Source organism: Nitrospirota bacterium, from assembly GCA_035516965.1.
Taxonomy (GTDB): Bacteria; Nitrospirota; UBA9217; order UBA9217; family UBA9217; genus MHEA01.
Genome location: DATIZR010000065.1, coordinates 1 through 23,517, shown reverse-complemented (window position 1 = coordinate 23,517; position 23,517 = coordinate 1). Strand labels below are relative to the sequence as shown.

Genomic DNA, 23,517 nt, shown 5'->3' with positions numbered 1-23,517 from the left:
CGCCGCCTAACCGATTATTAAACCGTTGCTTTTTTCATTCAAATTGATATAATCGGATGACAATTCGGAGCAGGAGATTTCATGAGTCTTGTGGGCAGGCTGGAAGACCTTGCGCTACCCGATATCTTCCAGATTATCAGTCTGAGTAAAAAAACAGGCACGCTCATCGTGCGCAGCCGCAAGGGCACCGGCATGGTCGTGTTCAAGAACGGTCAGGTGATCCAGGCCGCGAGCGACAGCATTCGTGATTCTCTCGGCAATATGCTCGTTTCCCAGGGCATGCTTTCCGAGACCGCCCTCTCACAGGCGCTCTCCGTGCAGCGGCGGGAGGCAGACAAGCCCCTGGGCATGATCCTCCAGGACATGGGGGCCGTGACCGCCCAGACGCTCGAAGCCGTTGTGCGGAAGCAGATCGAGGAGATCATCTATGACCTGCTTGCCTGGGAGGAAGGTTTTTTCAACTTTGAGCTCGGCGAGATAGCCCCGAAGGACAAGATCGAGATCGATACGCAGGAATTCCTGCTGAAGCACGGCATCAGCGCCGAGTACCTCCTGATGGAAGGCACACGGATACTCGACGAGAGGCGAAAGGGCACGACCCGGCCCGCGCCCCCGCCCAAGGTGCACGGCGCATCCCCCCCGCCCCTAACACCATCCCCTCTCTCCTATGAACCTGCCAGGGAGGAGTTCCGCGCCCGCATCGAGACGGAAACGCCGCAAAAAGAGATCTCCACCCTCAAGTCCATGTTCGATGAGCTGCGGTTCCCAACGGCCACGGCGGAGGTGACCCTCCTCATTCTTCGGTACGCGAGCGAAGTGGTGAACCGGGCGATCCTGTTCATGGTGAAGAAGGACGAAGTGCGAGGCCTCGGCCAGTTCGGCATCGAGCTTACGGGCCAGTCTCCGGACCAGGTGGTCCGCAATATCAGGATCCCGCTGAACCAGCCCTCCCTGTTTCTTACCGTGATCGAAAACCGCCGCACCTACCAGGGGCAGATCGAGCAGAATGAGAGCAACAAGTACCTCGTGAACGAGTTGGGCGGTGTGATGCCCGATCAGGTGCTTGCCATCCCGCTCGTCGTGGACGGAAAGGTCGCCCTCGTCGTCTACGGCGACAACATCCCGGAACGAAGGCCGATCAAGGGCGTCGATACGCTCGAGATCTTCATGAACCAGGCGGGCATGGCGCTCGAAAAAGCACTGCTCGAAAAACGGATCGCCGAGCTTCAAAAGGAGAGAAGATGAGGAACGTTCTGATCGTCGAGGACTCCAAGGCGATCCGCTCGATGATGCGCGTCTCCCTTGAGGAGGCAGGCGGTTTCTTCGTCGTGGAGGCCGCCAACGGCTTCGAGGCGCTCAAGGCCCTTCCCTCCCGCCGGTTCGACCTCATCGTGACCGACATCAACATGCCCGATATCAACGGGCTGGAGCTCATCGGTTTCGTCAGGTCCAACCCGGCATACCGGGAGATACCGCTCATCATCGTGAGCACCGAAAAGAGCGACGAGGACAAGAAGCGGGGCCTCGCCCTCGGCGCCTCGAGCTACGTGATCAAGCCGTTCACCAAGGAAGACCTGATGTCGGCCGTGAGGGGAGCGCTGGGCGGCTGATAGGCGGCGGGGCGGCCCGACGCATGAACCAGCGAAGATTGAACATGGAGAACAGGAAGCGACCACTTGAAATTTTCCCATCCTCCAGGGAGCGAACCGACCCATGAAGTCAGACCGGAACATAAAAGATTTTCTTGCCGAGGCCGAGGACATCCTCGAGAGCGCCAGCCAAGCGCTGCTCACGATCGAGTCCGGGCAGAGCGAGGGGCGTCCGGAGCCCGAGCAGGTGAACGCGCTGTTCCGCGCCATCCACTCTTTCAAGGGGCTTGCCGGCATGTTCGACCTCAAGGTGCCGGCTGACCTGTCCCACAAGATGGAGTTCCTGCTCGATGAGGTCCGGCTCGGCAAGGTGGGGTTGAGCCGCGAGGCGCTCGATGTCCTCTTCGATGCGGCGGCGCTGCTCGGCCGCCTGGTCCAGCAGGCGGGCAGCGGGCAGGAGCCGGAAGAGATCGCACCCATGGTCGAGCGGATCGACGCGGTCCTCCAGGCGAAGCCCGCGGCCGCTTCCGACCGGTCGGTCCTGAACGAGATCGATCTCGACCGGGGGCTGCTCCAGGTGCTGACCGAGTACGAGGAATTCCGGCTGAAGGAGAATATCAGGGGACGCAAGAACCTGTTTCTCGTCAAGGTCGTCTTCGAGCTGGCCGATTTTGAAGCGGGCATCACGGGGCTCAACGAAACGCTCAAGAAGGAAGCCGAGATCATCTGCACGCTTCCCACGGCGGGCGCCGGGGGTAGCGGCATCGGCTTCACGATCATGGTCGGGACGGCCAAGTCGCGCGATGAACTGAAGGCGTCGGTCACCGTGCCCAACGCGGCAATCGAGCAGGTTCCCTACGTGGAGGGACGGAAGGCCGAGGAACCGCGGCAGGAAGCCGGGCTCCGGTCCGTCAGCAATACGGTCCGCGTCGACATTTACAAACTCGACAGCCTGATGAACACCGTAGGCGAAATGCACCTCGTCAAGAACATCATAGGTCGCATCGTGCGGGAGCTCAAGTCCCAGCAGGGCGCCAGCAGCCTTGCCGCAGACCTGCACAAGGCGCAGCGGGGGCTCGAACGCAAACTGAACGAACTGCAGGAAGGCATCCTTGAGGTCAGGATGGTGCCGATCGGGCAGATCTTCAACCGCCTGACGCAGATGGTCAGGAAATACGCGAAGGACGCGGGCAAGGAGATCGACCTCCGGCTGTCCGGCGAGGAGACCGAGCTCGACAAGCTGATGGTCGAGGACCTCGCCGACCCGCTGATGCACCTGATCCGGAACGCCGTTGACCACGGCATCGAATCTCCGGAAGTCCGCAGACAGGGCGGGAAGCCCGAACAGGGCGTGGTGGTGCTGTCCGCTTCTCCGAAGGGAAACCATGTTGTCATCACCGTGGAGGACGATGGCGCGGGGATGGACCCGCGGAAGATCCTCGCGAAGGCCGTCGAGAAGGGCGTGCTGACGCCCGACCACGGGCTCGATCCCGAAACGGACCGCAAGGAGATCCTGGACCTCGTCTTCCTGCCGGGATTCACCACCCGGGAAACGGTCACGGAAATCTCGGGCCGCGGCGTGGGCATGGACGTCGTGAAGAAGAACCTTTCGAAGCTTTCGGGCATGATAGACGTCGAAACGGAAATCGGCGAAGGCAGCCGGTTCACGATGACACTCCCGATCACGCTCGCCATCATCAAGGCGCTTATCGTGGAAGCCGGCGGACAGACGTTTGCCGTGCCGCTCAGTTCCGTCCTGGAGATCATCAGGACCACCGAGGACCAGGTGGAGACCGTTGAAACACGCGAGGTCATCGCCATCCGCAACGAAACGGTGCCGCTCCTGCGGCTCACCGAGGCATTCATGCTGCCGGTCCGGGAAGGGCGTTCATCCCTGTATCTTATCATCGTGGGCCTCGCCGAGCGCCGGCTCGGCATCGTGGTGGAGGCGCTGCGGGACCAGCAGGAAATCGTTATCAAGCCCATGGGAAAACGGCTTTCGAAGGTGCGGGGTATTGCCGGCGCAACCGAATTGGGCGACCGGCGCGGTGTCGTGCTGGTGCTGGACGTGGAGTCCCTCATGGAGGGCGTGCTAAAGAAAACTTCGGCAGGGCCGATAAGATAGGAAAGGAAAAGACCGAAATCCCGATGTCAGAAGACTGACGGTCAATCGTCGGACAGCCTGAAAGCATTGGTCAGGCCCGCAGTTGCCAGTGTTCTGCTCTCTGTCATCTGACTGATATGTACGAGGAATTCTACGGCTTAAAGGAAAAGCCCTTCAACAAGACGCCGGACCCGCGCTTCCTTTTTCAAGGCGCCAAGCACGCCGAAGCGTTGGCCAGGATGCAACTCGCCGTGGACGAGCAGGACATCGTGCTCCTGACCGGCGAGATCGGATCGGGCAAGACGACCCTGTCCCGGGCTCTGATCGACTGGATGGACCGGAGCTACCATCCGGTCCTCATCATCAACCCGCGGCTTTCGCCGTCCCAGCTCCTGCAGATGGTCGCCCTGCGGCTGGGGATCGAGGATGCCGGCCGGCAGCGTCACGGCCTCCTTGAGGCGATCAACGCAAAACTGTTCGAGCTCTTCGAGGCCGGGAAGCGGACCGTCCTCATTATCGACGAAGCGCAGCTCATCCCCGGCAAGGCCACCTTCGAGGAGTTGCGGCTGCTCACGAACTTCCAGCTCGATGACCGGAACCTCCTGGCGCTTGTCCTGATCGGCCAGACCGAGCTGAGGGACCGGCTCGATCGTCGTCCGTACCGGGCGCTCCGCCAGCGGGTCGCCATGCAGTTCCATCTGGGGCCGCTGGAAGCACAGGAAACGCGGGAGTACGTAGCGCACCGGCTCAGGGTCGCGGGCAGGGAGGCCAGGCTCTTCGATGAGGGAGCGCTCGAACTCCTGTTCCGCGAGAGCGGCGGAGTGCCGAGGCGCATCAATATCATCGCCGGGAATGCCCTGCTCGAAGGGTTCGGCAGAGGCGTCGAAATCATCGGCCCCGAGATCATCGAGAGCGTCGTAAGAGATCAATGAACCGGGATCTCGAAAGGCAAAGCGCAAATTGTAAATTGCGCAGGGGAACAGGAAGTCAAAGGGAAGATCAATTGCAATTTTAAATTTGCACTTTGGAATTTTCAGTGGAGCGTTAGCGACGTATGGACATTTTGGCAGCCCGGAAAAAAGCGGCGGAACGTGCCCGCGCAAGTACCGTCAAGGAGCAGGCGGCGGAGACCGCACCTGCTGCGCCGGGGGTCAATGAGGATCTGTCGCAGCATGGGCAGCCCGAACAGGCCGTCGAAGCGTTACCTGCGGCGGCCGTTCCCGAGGACACTTCTCCTGCGGGCGAAGAGGCCGAAGCCGGTCCACCGCCAGAACCGGTCGCTGAGGAGCAACAGGAACAGGAGCTCGAGATGCTCTCGTTCCGTCTCGGCGACGAACACTATGCGGTCATGGTCGACGACGTGAAGGAAGTGCTGAAGAGCAGGGACCTGACGCCCGTGCCGAACGCCCCCAACTATGTCCTGGGCGTGACCGCACTGCGCGGCGCCGTCCTTCCGGTGATCGCCCTTTCAAAGCGTCTCGGTCTCCCTGCGTCCGCACGGGACGAGAAGTCGCGTATCCTGGTCGTGAGCGTGACCGATGAGGACGCGGGGCTCATTGTCGACCGCGTGTCGGGAGTCGTCAAGATCCATCCCGAGGCCATACGGCCGGTACCGGAAACGATTGAGCACGGTGCGGAATACCTGAAGGGTATCGCGCGGAAGGACGACAAGCTGTATATCCTGCTCGATGTGGAGCGGGCATTGGGGACATGATCCAATAAGAAATGTGCGAGAGGCGATTGACGGCCGGTGAAGCGTCGCGTGAAAGCGAAACGACCGTCCTCTGTCCCTCGTATCCAAAAAGGGGGAGGTACGAGTATGAAGCAGAAAAGAGGAAGCAGAATGGCGTTCGCTCTGCTGGGCGCGATGCTGGTTGCCGCAGCGCTCAACGGGTGCGGATCCAGCACGGAGAACAGGCCGCCGGCATCGGGAACGGTGCTCTCGGCATCGACGCCGACCGCGGGCATCGACGTCTGCGCGGGCTGCCACACGGACACGGCAGCGGATTGGCTCTCCACGACGCACGCGAACCTGAACCCGGCGGGAGACCTGGGCAGCCCGGGAAGTCCGACGCTCGGCCAGATAGGCACCTGCACCAAGAACTGCCATAACCCGAACGGGGACAGCGCGCGTGTGGCGCTCGCAGGCTCTCTGGGGACGACGGCCCGTCCGGTCGTTGGCTGCGAAGCCTGCCACGGCCCCGGCAGTCTGCACGCGAACGCGGGCGGCGTGCAGCCCATATCGCTCCTTTCGAACACAACCGGTACCGTCCTTGGCAGCGGTCCGACCGTTACCCTGTCCGGTCAGTTCGTCATGTGCACGTACTGCCATGAACTGCTGAATTCAACGGGCACGGGGACCGTAGTCGCGGCGCATGACGCGGGAGGAGCAGAGGCGGCGAGTGCCAGCGGTAACAATCTGATCATCACCGATACCCACTTCGCCACCGCTCTCACGAGCTTTGGTTCCATAACCCCGACGGGTTACGCCATGGACTTTTCGCGCGAGACGGTCTGTACCGACTGTCACAACCCTCACAAGAACAGCGATATCGCTATCAGTAACGAGTGGGCGGAGTCGGCGCACGCTTCGCGGGCGCCGAGCGAGGCGTGGTCGAGAACCAACTGGTCCAGAAGCCCGACGTGTCAGCGGTGTCATACGACGACCGGGTATGCACAATATGCCGACGCTCTGGCAAGCGGCAATGCCGTTCAGGCCAAGGCCATCCTGTACGGGACCCTTGCCACCTTCCCGGTGCCCTCGGCCGCGAGCTGGAAACCCGAGCTGCTCGAATGCACGGGCTGCCACTCGGACAACAAGGGCGCCCTGCGCAATCCCGGCCCGTATACCGCGGATTACAGCTACAGCTTTTATGTGACCCCCCCGGCGGTCGCCACGATCAGCTCGGTGGCTTCCTTTGCCTATCCGGACCTGGCAGGCTCGAATATCTGCATGCCCTGCCATACCGGCAGGCAGAACGGAGATTCGATCAAGAACATGAACGTCGGGGCGGTGGTCCCCGTGGATTTCACGAACCGGACGATCATCGACGGCCACCACTTCATGGTCGGCGCCGTCATGTTCCGGACCGCGGGATACAACTACAGCGGCAGGGATTACACGAATATCGCCAGATACCTGCACGACAAAATCGGCACGGCCGGCGCCCCGGACACGGGAACGAACGGTCCCTGCGTCGGCTGTCATATGTCCCGCCCGAACGGCGTCGGCGATCATCTGTTCTTTCCGGCCGCGTTCGACGACAACCAAACAGTCATCTCGAGCATCACGGGCAGCATCACGAGCATTCCGAGCGAGGTCTGCTCAAAATGCCACGGCCTGAACGACTCTTCCTTTGTTGCCATGATCAATAACGAAAAGAACTTGTTCGCCAACGCGCAGAGCGCCCTTCAGAAAGTGCTGGATCAGGCCGGATTCTACCAAAGAACGGGCAGCAACACTTTTTACCGCGCCAGGAACCTGTCCTTGATTACGGCGGGAACCGTGACCGCAGTGACCGGAAGCGCGGTCATAACCGGCATAAAGACGAACTGGACTGCGCTTTCACTCGATCCGGGCGATCAGTTCCGCATTGACAGTGACGGGGCATGGTACCCCATTGCCTCCGTGGACCTTGCGACCCAGATCACGCTCTCCACGCCCTATACCGGCGCGACCTTTACTTCGGCGAGCGGGGTCAGTTATACCATCCGCAGGAACGAAACGGTATCGGTTACATACAGCTCGCCGATCGTCACCGGAACCAATACGAATTGGACGAGCCTGATAGCAACAGGAGACAAGTTCCGGGTAGACAAGAACGGCGTCTGGTATTCCATCGCTTCCGTTGACTCCGATACCCAGATTACCTTGACGACGAACTATCTCGGCGCGTCAACGACCACGTCTGGCTTCTCGCTGCAGAACAACGCCACGGCATCGGTAACTTCGGCCAGCGCGACGGTCACGATAACCGGAGCCAATCCTCTCACCCTCGATGTGGGATTGCCTGGTTCGGGCACGACGGGCGACTATTTCCGCCTTGACAGCGATGGGACGTGGTACAAGATCAACAACCGGGATGCGACGACGCTGACGCTGTCATCTGTGTACACCGGCGCAAGCGCCACCGGGGCTTTCACCATCATCAGGAGCAGCGCCAATAATAACTGGCTCTTCAGGGGAGACACCGATATCACCGGCAACACGACGGGCAAGAACACCATGGGCGCAGCCGTCAACCTGGTGGTGTTCAGCAGCACGGAAGAGCCCGGCGCTTTCGTGCATAACCGGTACTATGCGAAGCGGCTCATTTATGACTCGATCGACTGGCTGGATGACGGCGTCCTGAACTATTCCGCCGGCGCCACGCTCACGGCGATCTGCGCACCCGGACCCGGGCGGCCGGCCTGGTGTGACGGGGCGATGACCTATCTTCTGCCAAACGGCGTGATCGGCATTTCCGCGGAACGGCCCTAACCGATACTCAGCACAAGGAGGTTGTCTATAATGGAACAATTCATTCTATGGAGAAAATGGCTGGCGGTCGTGGCCTTGGGCGCCTTTTTCGTCGCCGGGTGCGCTGCGCTCAAGGAATCGAGGCCGCTCCTGCCGATCAAGGAGTATGAAAAAATGATCGTGGGGCGGCTTGACGCGGACTATATCGGAACCGACAACTGCCTCAAGGCGTGCCACGAGCATGACAAGAGGCGCCGGGACTTCGACCTCTCGACCATGGGCGCGCAGCTCTCGCGGGAATCGGGCCTGCCGCTCGTGAACTGCGAAAGCTGCCACGGCCCCGGAAGCCTTGCCGTCGAGCAGCTGACACCGCAGAAGCTCGCGGCCGACGCACAGGTGGGAAAGAAGACGCCCTGCGACTTCAAAACGCTGGTGGACATCAAGAACCTGCCGGCGCCGGCGAAATCCCTTATCTGTCTCAAATGCCACGCTGCCAATGCCACGTTCAACCTGCACAACTGGAACGCAAGCACCCATGCCGTGAACGATATCTCCTGCTCGGACTGCCACCGGATCCACGGCAGTCATAACCTCAAGGTGAAGCCGCGGGATGTGGCGGAGATGTGCGAGCGCTGCCACAGGGACGTGGAGGCGTCCTTCAGCCTGCCGAATCACCACCCCGTTCCCGAGAAGAAGGTCTTCTGCACCGACTGCCACGACCCGCACGGCGGCAGCGGCGAGAAGAACCTCCGCCGGGATACGGTGAAGGATACGTGCACCCAGTGCCATGCCGAGAAGGCAGGCCCCTTCGTGTACGAGCACGCGGACCTGAACGACGACTGCCGCACCTGCCATCTCCCCCATGGATCGGTGAACAACAACCTGCTCACGGCGCGGGAGCCGTTCCTCTGCCTCCAGTGCCACCCGACCCACCCGATTTCGGGAGCGACCACGGCAGAGCAGAAGCGGGCATACTACACCCGCTGCACCGACTGTCATTCCCAGATCCATGGTACCGATACGCCTTCGGCGACCGGCCAGGGCACTTTCGTACGTTAGAGGAGGCTCATTGTTATGAAGAAAATCATCTATTCAATCGCATTCCTGATGCTCTGGGCCTCTCCGCTTCTGGCACAACAGGCGCCCGAAGAGAAGGCGACAGAAACGAAACTGGAGGTCCCGCCCGAGTTCCGGGTCGGCGCAGGCTGGTACGGGGTGGATCAGAACGGAAACACTAAAGCAGGGGAGTACGACCATCTGAAGTCGTCACCCGCCGGCGGGTTCGACATGGAGTGGGACCCCCTTCCGCAGCGCTTCCTGCTCGAATCCTACTTCCTGAACAATAAGGACTACTTCGGCGAGGTGAACTACGCGTTCGGCGATCTCGTCCTGATCAACGGCCTCACGCGTGGCCTGTTCCATAATCTGGATCATTATAGCTTCGGGGCAGACGACCTGTCAACGCCGTCGCCGAGCTTCACGGACCTGAACCCCTTTGATCTCTACGGCGTCGAGAGCCAGCTGCGCAGGGGGTCCGTTCGGTTCAAGACCCCCGACTTCCCCCTCCATCTCTACGTCGAGGCAGTAACCCTGGACAAGGAGGGGCTGGTCCAGCAGCGCTTCCTGACCCTTGGCGGTCTGAACAAGGTTTCCGAATCAAGACCCATCGACTGGAACACGAGCGAGTACCGGGTCGGCTTGAACAGCCACCTGGGTCCCGTCGAGGCTGACTACAGCCATACGGAGATGAAGCTCGCGGTCCTCGATCAGAAGTTTCTGACCGACGCAGATGCGGGAGGTCCCCACAATCTGGTCCCTGACCTCAAGTCCTCCACGGACACGGTCAAGCTGCATACGTCCTATTCGGGCAGGCTCGTGCTGTCCGGCACGTACTCGAACGGGGACCACCAGAACGAGGACAGCAGCGCAAAGGCGAAGTTCACGAACGCGGCGGGCGACCTGATGTTCATGCCAGTGACGAGCGTGATCCTGACCGTCAAATACCGCCACTATGACACGGAAGTGACGAACCCGGCGGTCTTTAACACGGCGACGGGCATCACGCCGATCGATGTGCGCCAGTCCATCTCGTCAACGCGGGACACGGTGAGCGGAGTGGTCCGCTACCGGGCCACCGACCGCCTGACGCTCCGGGGCGAGTACGTGGGCGACAAGACCGACCGCACCAACACGAACATAGACGGGTCGACGAACCCGGCCTTCTGGGACCTGCCCCAGAGCACCACAAAAAACACGGCAAAGATCAACGTGACCTACCGCATCATGAACAAGCTGTCCTTCCGCGCCGATGTCAGCGAGACCAAGGTGGACAATCCGGCCTATGCCACGGACCCCGACAAGGCCCATGGGGCACGCACGGTCCTCACCTGGACGCCGACGCCGAAGTTCAACACCATGCTGAGCTACTCCCTGGTCCGGGAAACACGGGACAATCTCAGCGCTCCGCTCGGCGGCGGCACCCGGGACGCCAAGCGCGACCAGGGGCTCGCCAGCGCGACGGTGATGCTCGGCAACCGCTCCTCGCTCACGGCGAGCTACGGCCTGTATAAGAACGATGTCAACCAGACGATCACGCTTACGGACGGCACGTCGGGAGCGTTGACGACGGAGCCCGGGGTTCCCTACAACGATGCTTCCCAGATGGGTTCGCTGACGCTGACCGTCGCGCCCTCCGAGGGCCTGAACCTGATCGGATCGGCGAGCAGGAGCTACTCCCGCGGCAACTTCGTGATCGCGGGGGCCAACGGTGTGACGAATGTGTCAGGCATCTCCGAGCTTTCGGACATGAAAGTGGTTGACTCGCTCTACAGCATTGGAGCCGAGATGCAGCTCACGAGGCTGGCGAGCTGCGAGATCCGGTATCAGTACCGGCATTACGACGACAAGGTCGACAACTCTCAGGACGGCACGGTGAAACTGACATTGGCCACCCTGTCCATGAAATGGTAGGGGAGGAACTATGAAACCACAGCAATGGCTACTCTCAGCAATCCTGGCCCTGGTGGCCTCTACCGCCTCTGCCGCGGACAAGACGGTGGGAGTTATCATGACCGGGAACCTGGGCTTCTACCAGGAGGTTCACAAGGCGTTTGCGGGCACCCTCGGCAAGGAGGGGTTCGATCACCGCAAGGTTGATACCCTGCTCCAGATGCCGTCCCCGGACCCCCTCTCCTGGACGAACGCCGCCCGCAAAATGGCCGTGGCCGAGGTGAATGTGATCGTGGCCTACGGCGCTCCCGCAGCGATCTCGGCGCTCAAGGAGACGAAGAGCATCCCGATCGTGTACGCCGGGGTCTATGATCCGCAGGCAATCGGCGTAGCTGCGCGGAACGTCACGGGGATCAGCTGCAAGGTTCCGATGACCAGCCTGCTCAAGTATCTCCGCAAAATGATGCCGTTCACGAAGCTCGCCGTCGTGTACAACGAGAACGAACCGGACTCGGTGCGGCAGGCCGATGAACTGACCCAGCTCGAAGGCCAGTACGGGTACCAGAGCGTGCGGATGCCTATCAAGAAGCCCGATGACGCCCGGAAACTCGTCTTCGCCGGAAAGGCCGACGTCGTGTTCATCACCATGAGCTCGGCGGTCAACGAGGCGCTGGAGGGGATCGTGAAGAGCGCCCATGCGTCCAAGATCCCGACGGTGAGCCAGACCGGCGGTTCCAGCGAGAAGGGCGTTATCCTGAGCCTCGCGCCGAGCCCCGTGGAACAGGGAGAGGCAGCGGGGCGGATCGCCGCGCGGCTGCTCAGAGGCGAGAGCCCCGCGAGCATCCCGCCCGAGGTCCCGAAGCTGGTGGAACTCGTCCTGAACCTCAAGGAGGCGAACGCCCTCGGCATCAAGGTGCCCATGGACTTGATTACCGACGCGACGAGGATCATAAAATGAAACTCCTGTCCCGCATGAACCTGAAAGCACGGGCCGTCTTCGCGACGGCCTGCATTCTCCTGCTCGTGCTGGCGTTCAACGCGATCGTGAACATCTCTGTCACGACCAGCCGGTACCGGGAAGCCCTGATCGCCCGGACAGCGGCGACGGCCGATGGCGTCAGGAAGGACATCGTCAAGGCCGTCGGATTCGGCCTTCCCCTGAATGCGCTGGAAGGCATGGGTGACAAGCTTCGCGCGCTGAGCGATGAAGACAAGGACCTCTCCCTCGCCATGATCATGGACATGGATGGCCGCGTGCTCTACGCAAGCGACCGGGCCCTGGAGAATTCGGTGCTGACCGATGCGGCGAGCAAGACGGCGCTGGGCGCCCGGAGCCCCCTGGTGCATTCCTATTCCACGGACAAGGGCGGCCAGTATGAGAAGGTGATCCCGATCATGAGCGTTGACAACAAGCAGCTCGGCGTGTTCCGGATCGCGCTCAAGGAGAGCGCCGTGAACAAGCAGATCGGGAGCCTCCTCCTGTGGGCGCTCATGGTTGCGTTCGTCAGCTTCGCCGCCGCAACGGTCCTGGTCTATCTTTTCGTCGACCGGGTGATCACGAAGCCGATTGGCGAGCAGGTGACCATCGCGAGCAGCATGGCGGCCGGTAACCTCTCGCGGGAGATCGATGTCCGGGGAGAGACGGAGATCGCGACCCTGGGCATCGCCATCAACACGATGTCGGCAAACCTCCGGCAGATGCTCGGGAAGATCAAGCAGACCGCGGCCAGCCTCGGCGAGGCAACGGCGCTCATGAGCAGCGCGACGGTCAAGATGAGCGAGGGCGCGCGGGTGCAGCAGGAGGCGACGGAGCAGAGCGCAAGCACCGTGAGCGAGATGTCGGCGTCGATCAGGAGCGTGGCCGAGAACGCGGAAGAGATGTCGCAGGCCTCGACGAACGCATCGTCGTCTGCCACGGAGATGGCGTTGTCCATCGAGGAGGTCGCGCAGAGCGCCGTATCGCTCACGGCGGCCGCCGAAGACACGGCCTCGTCCATCGAGGAGATGCTCGCGTCGATCAGGCAGGTATCGGAAAATACGGAGCAGCTCTCGACCTCTGCCGAACAGACGTCGTCGTCCGTCACGGAAATGAGCTCGAACGTCAAGGAGGTCGAGCAGCGGGCACTCGAGTCCGCCCGCCTCGCGGAGCGCGTGTCCCGTGAAGCGTCGGAGCGAGGGATGACCGCGATCCGCGAAGCCATCAAGGGCATGCAGAACATCAGGGCGGAGGTGGAAGCCACGGCAGATGTCGTCAACCGGCTCGGCAAACGCTCCCAGGAGATCGGCCAGATCCTGAAGGTCATCGATGAAGTGACCGACCAGACCAGCCTCCTGGCCCTGAACGCGGCGATCCTGGCGGCGCAGGCAGGTGAGCACGGGAAAGGGTTTGCCGTCGTCGCCGACGAGATCAAGGACCTCGCGGAGCGGACGGCAGCTTCTACGCAGGAGATCACCGGTCTGATCATGGCAGTTCGGGAGGAGACAGAGCAGAGCGTGCAGGCGATGGCGCGGGGGATCCAGGCCGTGGAGGCCGGCGCTTCTCTGGTGAATGTGACGAGCAACGTGCTGGAGCAGGTTGCCGAGAGTTCGAAACAGTCCGCCGAAATGGCGCGGGCCATCGAGCGGGCGACGGCGGAGCAGGCCCGCGGCGTGGCCCAGATCACCGAGAATTCCGTCAACATCGCGAGCCAGATCGAACACATCGCCAGCGCCATGCAGGAACAGCAGCGGGGGAGCGAACGCATCGCCCGCGCGGCCGACAAGATGCGCGACATCACCCGCCAGGTGAAGACCGCGACGCAGGAGCAGACCACGGGGGGCAAGCAGATCGCAGCGGCTGTCGATTCGGTGAAGCAGCAGGCGGCCCAGATCGCGCGGGCCACCTCCGACCAGAACGTTGGCGCAAAGAACATCAGCGACGCGGTCGGGAGGATCCAGAAGATCACCCAGGAGACCGTGGATGTTTCCATCGAGATGGACATGGCGGTCCAGGCTCTCAAGGCCCGGGCCGACGTCCTGCACAGCGAACTCGAAAGCTTCCGCCTGTGAGACGTTCCGGGCAGCGATCGCTGATCGACCGCGCCGCGCACCGATGCATCGATGCGGACGGATCATGATCCAGGAGCCTCTCAACCCGTCCATTCGTACCGCGCTGTTCCACTAAAACCACATTCTCGGGAGGGATCGTGCGACTCGGTGTCCGCCAGCGGCTCATCTTCCTCATATTCTCCGGCCTGTTCGTCACCATGAGCCTGATCATCGGCTACCGCTCTGTCATGGAAAAGCGGGCTATCCTCAGCAGTACACAGCAGAACGGCGAGCAGACCGGCAAGCTCATGGCCGAGCTTGCGGCTCCGCTTCTGATGACCTCGGATCTCACTGCCCTCAACTACATGGCGCAGAACTTCCTGCGCACCTCCGACGGGCAGGAGGTCGTGATGCTCGACGTCAAAGGCAATGAGATCGTGCGCGCAATCCGGCCCGACCCCGCCGGGGAACGCATCGCCCTCGGCCCCTTTCCGATCGAGGTGAGCCAGTCGAGGATAGGCGAACTGCGGATCGCCGTCTATCCAGCGGACCTGGCCGGCCGGCTCAGGGCCTACGCGGCGAGCGCGCTTATCGAACACCTCTTCATCTTCCTCATTCTGGCGGTCATCCTGTACCTCTCCGTTTCCCGCAGCATCACCGGTCCGATCCAGGAACTGGGGGCCGCGCTCAAGGACGTGATCGACCGGAAGGATTTCACGCGGCGCGTCGATGCCAGCAGGGATGACGAGATCGGCGCCCTTGCCGCCGGGGTGAATTACCTCATCGAACGCCTCGAAGAGATCGTGATCGACATGAGCGCCATTGCATCCCGGATCAGCGAGCTCAGCCCGCGCATTGCGCAGGCAACGAGGGATATCCGGCAGGACGCCGCGGCCGAAGCAGCGACGATCGCGAGCGTCGTGGCCTCTGTCGGGAAGATGTCGGCATCGGTCCAGGCCGTGGCGGAGAGCGCGGGGACCCTGTCGACGTCCGCCGAAGAGACCTCATCGTCGATCCTCGAGATGAACGCGTCGAACCTGGAGGTGACGCGTCACACCGGTGAGCTTGCCTCGGCCGCGGAAGGCGTCACCACGTCGGTCACGACCATGAATGCGTCTCTCCGCGAGGTTGCCGAGCACATCGAATCGGTATCCTCGGCGGCCGAAGAGACGTCCGCGTCGTCGATCCAGATCGAAGCAACGGTCCGCGAAGTCGAGCAGGCGGCGAGAGAGTCGGCCCGCCTTTCCCAGCAGGTGTCGTCCGAAGCGCACGACATCGGTGTCCATTCCATCCATGAGATCACCGGGGCCATGAGCCGCATCAAGGAGTCCATGGCCAAGTACGCCGGCCTGATCACCCACCTGGGCAGCCGCTCCGAAGAGATCGGGAAGGTCCTGGGTGTGATCGTGGACGTGACGGAGCGGACCAACCTGCTGGCGCTGAACGCCTCGATCCTGGCAGCGCAGGCCGGCGAGCAGGGCAGGGGGTTCGCGGTCGTAGCCGGGGAGATCAAGGCGCTCGCGGACCGCACCGCGGGATCGGCCCAGGACATCGCGAAGCTCATCGCGTCGGTCCAGCAAGAGACCCGGGAGGCCGTCGAGGCCATGAACGAGAGCCTGGCCGCCGTCGACGAGGGTGTAAGCCGGTCCGATGCCGCCGGCGGCGCGCTCAACAAAATCCTGTCCAGCGCAGGCCAGTCCGCGGAAACAGCGAATATGATCGAACGGGCCACGGCGGAACAGTCGCGCGGGATCAAACAGGTGAGCGACGCCATAGCCAATGTCAAACAGATGATGGGCCAGATCTCATCGGCCACGCAGGCGCAGAGCAAGAGCACCGAGATGATCCTGAACGCTTCGGAAGGCATGCGGGAAATCGCACGCCGCGTGAATACGGCGATGGTCGAACAGGAGCGGGGGGGCAAGCGGATCGCCGAGGCCGCCGAGAACGTGACCGCGGGCGCCGGCACGATTGCAGCGAGCTCCTACGAGCAGGGCCAGTTCGGCAGCCAGATCCTGGACGCGATGCTGCGCGTTCAGGATCTACCCCGGAAGACCATGAAGCGGATGGAAGAGCTGGAGGCTTCGATCGGGAGCCTTGAGGAGCAGACACGGCTTCTGAGCCAGGAACTGATCACCATGACGGTGAGAACATCGGCTGCCCGGCCTTCCCGGCAGGCGTAATCGGTTTTGCCCCCGCCGAGGGCCGGGCGGGCTCCAGGAGAAGGGCGATGCCGGTTCGTGCGAAGGAACTCATACGGACGATTACGCTGAGGAAGCAGATCGAAGCCAGCAGAGGCCTTCAGATCGCGGTGGCGTTCGCCGGCATCATCTCCGCGCTTATGGTTCTCGGCACGATCTTCGAGGCTCCCGTTCTGATCTACGGCCAGTACCGCGCCATCGAAACTCGCGGCCGCGAACGGGGCCTCTTCCTCGGCAGGGCCGGGACCGATCCCATCACGGGCAAGGACATGGTCGCGCTGGACGCACTCGTGGCCGAAGCCGTCACGCGGGAGATCGATAAATTCAAGGTATGACCGCTGCCTGCCGGCAGGGGGGAATGGGGAGGCGCCGTGTTCGTAAAAAACAAAAAGAGCCAGACGCCGGCCGCTGCTGAGGAGAACGTCCTGCTCGTGACATTCCGGGTCGGGGCCGAGGAGTACGGGCTCGACATCAATGCGATCACCGAGGTGATCCGTCCGCTGAAGATCACTCCCCTCCCCAAGATGCCGGCGTTCGTCGAAGGGGTGATCAACCTGCGCGGCGCGATCATCCCCATCGTTGACCTGCGGAACCGGTTCGAGCTGAAGGACGTACAGAACGACATGCGGAAAATGCGGATGATCGTAACGCGGGGCGCACTGCCGGCGCCGGGGCGCTCGGCGGGCCTGCTCGGGCTCGTGGTGGACAACGTCGACGAGGTTATTTCCGTACCGAAAAAGGACATGGCCGCGGCGCCCGATGCGGCCAAAGGAAGGAGCGCGGATTTCATCGCGGCGATGGCAAAGGTTGGCGAGCGCCTGATCATCGTGCTCGACATCACCCGCATATTGAGCCAGCAGGAGCGGCGGGCGCTGGCGGAGGCAAGCAATGGCTGATCTGGAAGGGCTGGGTGGAAAACTGCAGAGCACGGACGCCGAAGAACGGCGGGAGGCCGCGGTCGATCTCGGGCGATACGGACGCGAAGCCGTGCCCTACCTGTTTCGCGTCATCGGCGACAGCGACTGGCGGGTGCGGAAGACCGTTGTCGAGGCGCTGGTCGGTCTTGCCGATAGCGACGTGGTAGCGGGTCTCGTGCACGCCCTTGCGGCCCATGACAATGCCGGGGCCAGGAACTCGGCGATCGAAGCGCTCGTCGAGATCGGCGCAGCGTCGGTCGGCCCCCTCCTCGCATCGCTGCCGGACCCCGATCCCGACGTCACGAAGTTCATTGTCGATGTGCTCGGCGACATCCGGGACGTGCGGAGCGTGCCGGCGCTGATCGAGAGGCTGTCTGACCCCGACGAGAATATCCGGGTCGCGTCCGCCGAGGCGCTGGGCAAGATCAGGGACCGCAGGGCCGTGGACCCCCTGCTTGCCTGTCTTTCGCGGTACGATCAGGGCTGGCTCGATTATGCGGCGGCCGAGGCGCTGGGCGAGATCGGCGACGACCGGGCGCTCGGACCGCTCATTGCGGCGCTCGGCCGGAGCAGTCTACGGGAGCCCGTTCTGGAGTCCCTCGGCAGGATCGGGAACGTGGACACGCTTGCGCCGCTCCTGGCCGGAATCGCCGACCCCCTCAGGATCGTGCGCGAAGTTTCACTCACGGCGCTCATCGCGATCCACCGGAAGAGCACGGAGGCGGACCGGGGCCGGATCGTTGCAGCCGTGAGGAGCGGCGCGAACGACCGGATCGTGAACTTTCTCGAGGAAATGCTGATCACGAGCACCGGTGAACTGCAGCAGGCGGCCATCGCAGCCCTCGGTTGGGCAGGCAGGGAAAGCTCGATCAGGAAACTGCTGGCGCTCCTCAGAGAAGAGGATATGGAAGAACCGATGGTGCGCGCGCTGGTTACCCTCGAAGCGGACGCGACCGGCTTTCTGCTGGAGTACCTGCGCGATGACAACGCGCTCGTCAGACGGACCGTGGCCCGCGTTCTGGGCAGCAAGGGGCGCGCCGAAGCAGAGGAACAGCTCATTGAGCTGCTGCAGGACGAAAACGGACATGTCCGGAGCACCGCCGCCGAGGCGCTGGGCCATCTGCACAGCCGGACCGCCATCGGTCAGCTTCTGGAACTGCTGACCGACGAATATGAAAGCGTCCAGGAGTCGGCGATCATCGCGCTGGCGGAGATCGGCGAGGAGTCGGTGCTTGACGGCCTTCTGAAGGACTTTACCTCCCGGGACCCCGCTCTTCGCAGGAACATTGTGCTGCTCATGGGAAAGTTCTCGAGCGACCGGGCGATCGAGGCGATGGCCTTCGCGCTCAAGGACGAGGAGCCGGCCGTCCGCAAGGCAGTGGTACACTCGCTGGGAACCCTGACGGGCGAACGCTCGTACCGGTCACTCATGCTGGCGGTCACCGACGACGACCCGGAAGTGCGCATGCTGGCTGCCGACGCGCTGGGGGGCACCGGCCGGCCGGAGGCGGCTGATACGCTTCTGTCCCTCCTCCAGGACCCCGACCTCTGGGTCAGGGCAGCGGCGGCGCGGGGTCTGGGCAAGATCGGCGGCGACCGGATCGGCAACGCGCTTGCCGGACATCTTTCCCAGGCCGCTGACATTTTTCTCCTCGCCATCGTTGAGGTCCTGGGACAACTCAGGCCTCCCGCCGCGCTCGAACGGCTCCTGAAGCTCGCCGACCATACCGATCCCGAAGTGCGCAAGACGGTCATCGGCGCGCTCGCCGGTTATCCCTGGGGCCTGGTCCGACAATCCGTCATCGCTCAGCTTTCGGACCAGCATTGGAGCGTGCGGAAGACGGCGATCGAGGTCCTGGGCCAGAAAGGGGACGCCGCTGCGGCGCCGCTGCTGGAGCGCATCGCCGACGAGGACCCTGACGGCACGGTGCGGGAGACTGCCAAGGACGCGCTCAAGAATCATGTTTGAAGAGAAGATCATTCCCCTGCCTGACGATGTCTTCAGGCTCCTCCGGGACTTCATCCACGACTACTGCGGTATCTACTTCGACGACGGGTCAAAGTTCCTGCTCGAACGGAGGCTGTCGCGCCGGCTCGAGCAGCGCCAGCTCAAGACCTTCGAAGAGTACTACCATTTCCTCCGCTATGACCGGAAGCGTGAAGAGGAACTGACTGTCCTCGTCGACAACCTTACGACCAATGAGACCTATTTCTTCCGGGAGAGCCCGCAGCTCCGGGCCTTTTCCGAGGAGATCCTGCCCGAACTACGGCAGACCCTCGAGCCCCGCAGGACGCTCCGGATCTGGAGCGCCGGCTGTTCAACCGGCGAGGAGCCCTACACGATCGCAATGCTGCTGCTCGAGTCGGGAACCTGGTGGCGCGACTGGCAGGTGGAGATCCTCGGCAGCGATATCAATCAACGGGTTCTCCATACGGCGAGAAAAGGCGTGTACAAGAAGGGTGCCTACCGGGCCACAAGCCCCGAGATGCTCGCGAAATATTTCATCGAAGAAGAGAAGGGCAACTACCGGATCATCGACAGGGTGCGGGAACTGGTGTCCTTCAGCTACCTGAACCTGCTCGATCCCTACAAGACCGCCCTGATCAGCAACATGGACATCATATTCTGCAGGAACGTCATCATCTATTTCGACAAGGAAGCGAAGAAAAAAGTCATCGCCAGTTTTTATGACAAGCTCCGGGAAGGCGGCTACCTGCTGCTCGGGCACTCGGAGTCCCTGATCAACATTTCGAACGCCTTCCTGCTGCGCACGCTCAAATACGACATGGTGTACCAGAAGCCTGTCAGGGGGAAGTGAGCGGAAGGCCGATGAGCAAAGCCCGCATTGCAAGCACCGGGTGTGAACGGGAAGCCGACAAACGTCATCGCGGCCGCAACATTGAGAAAAGACGCGGGACCGCGGGACAGGACGAGATATGAAGACGATCAAGGCCCTCGTTGTTGATGATTCGGCCTATAACCGGACCACCATCTCCCACATGCTGGCCTCTGACGCGGGGATCGAGGTGGTCGGCACGGCGCATGACGGCGTTGACGCCGTTGCAAAGACGCTGCGCCTTGCCCCCGACGTGATCACGCTCGACCTGGAAATGCCGAACATGGACGGGTTCACCTTCCTGCGCTGGCTCATGAGGGAGCGGCCGACGCCGGTGTTGGTGATCTCGTCGCGCTCGGACAGCCGCAGCGTCTTTCGCGCCCTGGAGCTCGGGGCCGTTGACTTTTTGGCGAAGCCCGAGGCGCGCATTTCGAGGAGCATCGAGGGTGTCCGCGAGGAGCTGGTCGCCAAGGTCCAGGCCGTGCTACACCTCGAAATGGCGAAGGTCCAATCCGCGATCGGGCTGCTTGCCGCCGAGAAGGCGGCCCCGCCCCCCCGTAAGGAGGACGACGTCCGGTTCGAGAAGAGCAACGTCGAGGTCGTTGCCGTGGCATCTTCGACCGGAGGCCCGCCCGCGGTGCAGGCCATTGTGACCGCCCTGCCGCCCGATTTCGGAGCCGCCATTGTCGTCGCGCAGCATATGCCGGCCGGGTTCACCAAGAGCTTCGCTGAACGACTGAACAAGCTCTCGTCCCTGGTCATATCCGAGGCCGGCCCCGGCGACCGGGTCCGCCCGGGACTGGTTTTCATCGCGCCCGGAGGGTACCACCTTGTGCTGAAACGGGACCGGACCGGATTGTTCACCGATCTGGTTTCCCGCGGACCCTCCGACAAATACGTGCCGTCCGCTGACCAGCTGATGACCTCGGTGGCCGAGGCCTGCGGAGCTGCCGCGCTGGGCGTCGTGCTGACAGGAATGGGCAGAGACGGCGCAGAAGGCGTCCGGGCGATCAAACGGCGGCAGGGGCAGTGCCTGGCCGAGAGCGAGGAGAGTGCCGTCATCTTCGGCATGCCTCAGGAGGCCATCCGCACGGGGTCCGTTGACAAGGTGCTGCCGCTTGGTGCGATGGCAGGGGAGATCCTGGCGCGCTGCAGGACGGGAAAGAGCACGAATCACCGTGCCGAATGAAGAAATTGTTCTGTTCTCCCAAAGTGATAATGTCGTATTTCTCCCAAGCAGAAATGTCGTATTGTCCTCCCGTCAAGGGAGGGCGCGATGGGGAGAGGCATTATCACGATGAGCATGAGGGAAGCAAAGCGGCTGCATTTGGTCCGGAAAGCCATAGAGAGAAGGATAACGCAGGCAGAGGCGGCAGAGCTGTCTGGTTTATGCCTGCGGCAGCTGCAGCGGATTATTCGGCGGGTCAGAAGGGAGGGTGACCCGGGAATTTGTCACCGTGCGCGCGGCAGGAAACCGAACAACCAGATACCGGAGGCAATGAAGCACAAGACAATCGAGCTTTGCCGAGAACGGTATCGGGAGTTCGGCCCTACCCTTGCGAGTGAAAAGCTTCTGGAAAAGAATCGTATCAAGGTAAGCGTCGAGACGCTGCGGACCTGGTTTCTTGAGGCAGGATTGCCGTACCGGAAGCGCAAGAAGCGACCACATCGCCAGTGGCGGGAACGGAAAGCGTGCCGGGGCGCCATGGTCCAGTTGGACGGTTCTCATCACGACTGGTTCGAGGGTCGGGGACCGAAGTGTGTGCTGATGGCATTTGTGGATGATGCCACGGGAGAAGTGTACGCCAGGTTCTATGATTACGAGGGAACCCTCCCGGCCATGGACTGTTTCAAAGGATATATCAAGCAGTACGGCATTCCTCAGAGCGTGTATTTAGACCGTCATTCGACCTATAAATCGACTGTTCACTACCAGACGATCGAGGACCAGCTTGAAGACCGGCATCTGATGAGCCAGTTCGAAAGGAGCCTTCAGGAACTCGGAGTGACGGTGATCCATGCCTATTCCCCGCAGGCCAAGGGCCGGGTGGAGCGGCTGTTCGGGACATTTCAGGACCGGGTGATAAAAGAAATGCGGCTGGCAGGCGTCAGGAATAAAGACGAGGGGAATGCCTTTTTGCAGACGTACTTGCCGGATTATAACCGGCGGTATCGGGTGTCTCCAGCCAAGGACACGGATATGCACCGTCGGTTCAAGAACCATCGGGAATTGGATCGGATCCTGTCAATTCGTTGCTCACGGGCCTTGCGGAACGACTTTACCGTAGCGCACGACAAAAGACTTTATCAGATCAAAGACAATATCCGGGCCAAGAAGGTAACCGTGGAAGAGCGTACAGACGGATCAATGAGGATTCTGCATAACGGCCAGCGGGTGCAGTACCAGGAGATCACTGCTCGCCCAGAGAAAGAACGTAAGGAGTCGCCCAAGCTGTACAAGACGTGGGATCGGGGAAAACCGACGCGCATACACCCATGGAGAGCAAGCTTCAACCCTGATCGAAGGCAAAAACCAGCAGTGTCCACTGTTCCTTAAAATAGGACATTTCTGCTTTGGTAAGAATACGACATTTCTGCTTGGGCTTGACAAATGAAGAAATTGTTCTTGACTTTTCAGGCCGAATAATAGATATTTATACTTCCTTTTTGGGGGAACCGGGCGGATAGCTCAGCTGGGAGAGCACAGCCCTTACAAGGCTGGGGTCACAGGTTCGATCCCTGTTCCGCCTACCATATCATGCTCGTTTGGAGCGATGAGTTTGTTGTACCCTCCACTCACTGCTCCGGACTCTCTTCGACGCACTCATCCGAGGGGTGGTAGTTCAGCTGGTTAGAACGCCGGCCTGTCACGCCGGAGGTCGCGGGTTCGAGCCCCGTCCGCCCCGCCATTCAGTCCGACAACAGAATAAAAAAGCCGAGGCATGGTGCCCCGGCTTTTTTGCTTTCCCTCGGGAACGAACGCGGCTATTTCCCCAGCAGCGTGGTGAAGGTATCGTGGTGGCTCTCCTCATCGGCGAGGATCTGTTCAAAGAGAAGCCGCGTCGTGGAATCCCCCTCTGCCGAGGCCTGCTTGATGATGGCCTTGTAGAGTTCGATAGCTTCTTCCTCGGCCTTGGCATCGGCCTCGAGCATCTCCTGCATGGATCCGCCGACCTTGATCGGGTCGGGCTTGGTGGTGGGAACGATGTCAAAGTAGAACAGGCGCTCAGCGATCTTTTCCGCATGTTTCATCTCGGCGATCGCCACGTCCTCGAACACATCGGCGATCCCGGCGGATTCAAGGCCCTTGGCCATCACATGCTGCCACATGTACTGGACGCTCACCTGGATCTCCCGTGCGATTGCCTTGTTGAGCAGATCTGTCAATGCCGCGCTTGCTTTCTGTACCATAAGAATCTCCTTTCCCTGGTGAA

18 protein-coding genes and 2 tRNA genes are annotated in these 23,517 nt (G+C 61.9%); 19 read left to right on the top strand and 1 reads right to left on the bottom strand.

All coding sequences use genetic code 11. From position 1 onward, the window contains the following. Window positions 1-81 precede the first annotated feature (81 nt). From VL197_10710 to VL197_10620, 19 genes are all read left to right on the top strand, one after another. Window positions 82-1,245, top strand: coding sequence for a DUF4388 domain-containing protein (locus VL197_10710; protein HUJ18447.1), 1,164 nt, complete (start codon window positions 82-84; stop codon window positions 1,243-1,245). Next, window positions 1,242-1,610 carry a response regulator gene (locus VL197_10705; GenBank protein HUJ18446.1) on the top strand — a complete coding sequence of 123 codons (369 nt, stop codon included), beginning with the start codon at window positions 1,242-1,244 and terminating at the stop codon, window positions 1,608-1,610. The genes VL197_10710 and VL197_10705 overlap by 4 nt, the downstream gene beginning before the upstream one ends. Before the next feature lie 103 nt (window positions 1,611-1,713). Continuing rightward, window positions 1,714-3,714 carry a chemotaxis protein CheA gene (locus VL197_10700; GenBank protein ID HUJ18445.1) on the top strand — a complete coding sequence of 667 codons (2,001 nt, stop codon included), beginning with the start codon at window positions 1,714-1,716 and terminating at the stop codon, window positions 3,712-3,714. 116 nt (window positions 3,715-3,830) lie between these two features. Then, entirely contained in the window at window positions 3,831-4,625 is a 795-nt protein-coding gene (locus tag VL197_10695; GenBank protein ID HUJ18444.1) for an AAA family ATPase, read from the top strand. A 122-nt stretch (window positions 4,626-4,747) separates the two neighbouring features. Then, on the top strand, window positions 4,748-5,407 hold the full coding sequence (locus VL197_10690) for a chemotaxis protein CheW (protein HUJ18443.1): 660 nt from the start codon (window positions 4,748-4,750) through the stop codon (window positions 5,405-5,407). A 105-nt stretch (window positions 5,408-5,512) separates the two neighbouring features. Continuing rightward, window positions 5,513-8,173, top strand: coding sequence for a hypothetical protein (locus VL197_10685; protein ID HUJ18442.1), 2,661 nt, complete (start codon window positions 5,513-5,515; stop codon window positions 8,171-8,173). 30 nt (window positions 8,174-8,203) lie between these two features. Next, a complete protein-coding gene (locus tag VL197_10680) occupies window positions 8,204-9,211 on the top strand; it encodes a DmsE family decaheme c-type cytochrome (protein ID HUJ18441.1) in 1,008 nt (335 codons plus the stop codon). Between the two features lie 15 nt (window positions 9,212-9,226). Then, window positions 9,227-11,122 carry an MtrB/PioB family outer membrane beta-barrel protein gene (locus VL197_10675; protein HUJ18440.1) on the top strand — a complete coding sequence of 632 codons (1,896 nt, stop codon included), beginning with the start codon at window positions 9,227-9,229 and terminating at the stop codon, window positions 11,120-11,122. A gap of 10 nt (window positions 11,123-11,132) precedes the next feature. Next, window positions 11,133-12,059, top strand: a complete 927-nt coding sequence (locus VL197_10670) for an ABC transporter substrate-binding protein (protein HUJ18439.1) — start codon at window positions 11,133-11,135, stop codon at window positions 12,057-12,059. Continuing rightward, the gene (locus VL197_10665; protein ID HUJ18438.1) at window positions 12,056-14,149 is read left to right on the top strand and encodes a HAMP domain-containing methyl-accepting chemotaxis protein; all 2,094 of its coding nucleotides are present in this window, start codon (window positions 12,056-12,058) and stop codon (window positions 14,147-14,149) included. The genes VL197_10670 and VL197_10665 overlap by 4 nt, the downstream gene beginning before the upstream one ends. A 137-nt stretch (window positions 14,150-14,286) precedes the next feature. Further along, on the top strand, window positions 14,287-16,311 hold the full coding sequence (locus VL197_10660; GenBank protein HUJ18437.1) for a methyl-accepting chemotaxis protein: 2,025 nt from the start codon (window positions 14,287-14,289) through the stop codon (window positions 16,309-16,311). Window positions 16,312-16,358: 47 nt separating this feature from the next. Then, window positions 16,359-16,664, top strand: coding sequence for a hypothetical protein (locus VL197_10655; protein HUJ18436.1), 306 nt, complete (start codon window positions 16,359-16,361; stop codon window positions 16,662-16,664). Between the two features lie 36 nt (window positions 16,665-16,700). Next, window positions 16,701-17,225, top strand: a complete 525-nt coding sequence (locus VL197_10650) for a chemotaxis protein CheW (protein HUJ18435.1) — start codon at window positions 16,701-16,703, stop codon at window positions 17,223-17,225. Beyond that, window positions 17,218-19,215 carry a HEAT repeat domain-containing protein gene (locus tag VL197_10645; GenBank protein ID HUJ18434.1) on the top strand — a complete coding sequence of 666 codons (1,998 nt, stop codon included), beginning with the start codon at window positions 17,218-17,220 and terminating at the stop codon, window positions 19,213-19,215. The genes VL197_10650 and VL197_10645 overlap by 8 nt, the downstream gene beginning before the upstream one ends. After that, window positions 19,208-20,065 (top strand): protein-glutamate O-methyltransferase CheR, encoded by an 858-nt coding sequence (locus VL197_10640; GenBank protein HUJ18433.1) that lies wholly within the window; start codon window positions 19,208-19,210, stop codon window positions 20,063-20,065. Before VL197_10645 ends, VL197_10640 begins: the two co-directional genes overlap by 8 nt. 118 nt (window positions 20,066-20,183) lie before the next feature. Then, on the top strand, window positions 20,184-21,272 hold the full coding sequence (locus tag VL197_10635) for a chemotaxis response regulator protein-glutamate methylesterase (protein HUJ18432.1): 1,089 nt from the start codon (window positions 20,184-20,186) through the stop codon (window positions 21,270-21,272). 87 nt (window positions 21,273-21,359) lie between these two features. Further along, a complete protein-coding gene (locus VL197_10630) occupies window positions 21,360-22,640 on the top strand; it encodes an ISNCY family transposase (GenBank protein ID HUJ18431.1) in 1,281 nt (426 codons plus the stop codon). Between the two features lie 121 nt (window positions 22,641-22,761). Beyond that, window positions 22,762-22,837: transfer RNA gene (locus VL197_10625), tRNA-Val, on the top strand. A gap of 78 nt (window positions 22,838-22,915) precedes the next feature. Continuing rightward, window positions 22,916-22,992 (top strand) — tRNA-Asp (locus VL197_10620). Window positions 22,993-23,068: 76 nt separating this feature from the next. Here VL197_10620 and VL197_10615 read toward each other — a convergent pair. Continuing rightward, a complete protein-coding gene (locus VL197_10615; GenBank protein ID HUJ18430.1) occupies window positions 23,069-23,494 on the bottom strand; it encodes a ferritin-like domain-containing protein in 426 nt (141 codons plus the stop codon). Window positions 23,495-23,517 lie beyond the last annotated feature (23 nt).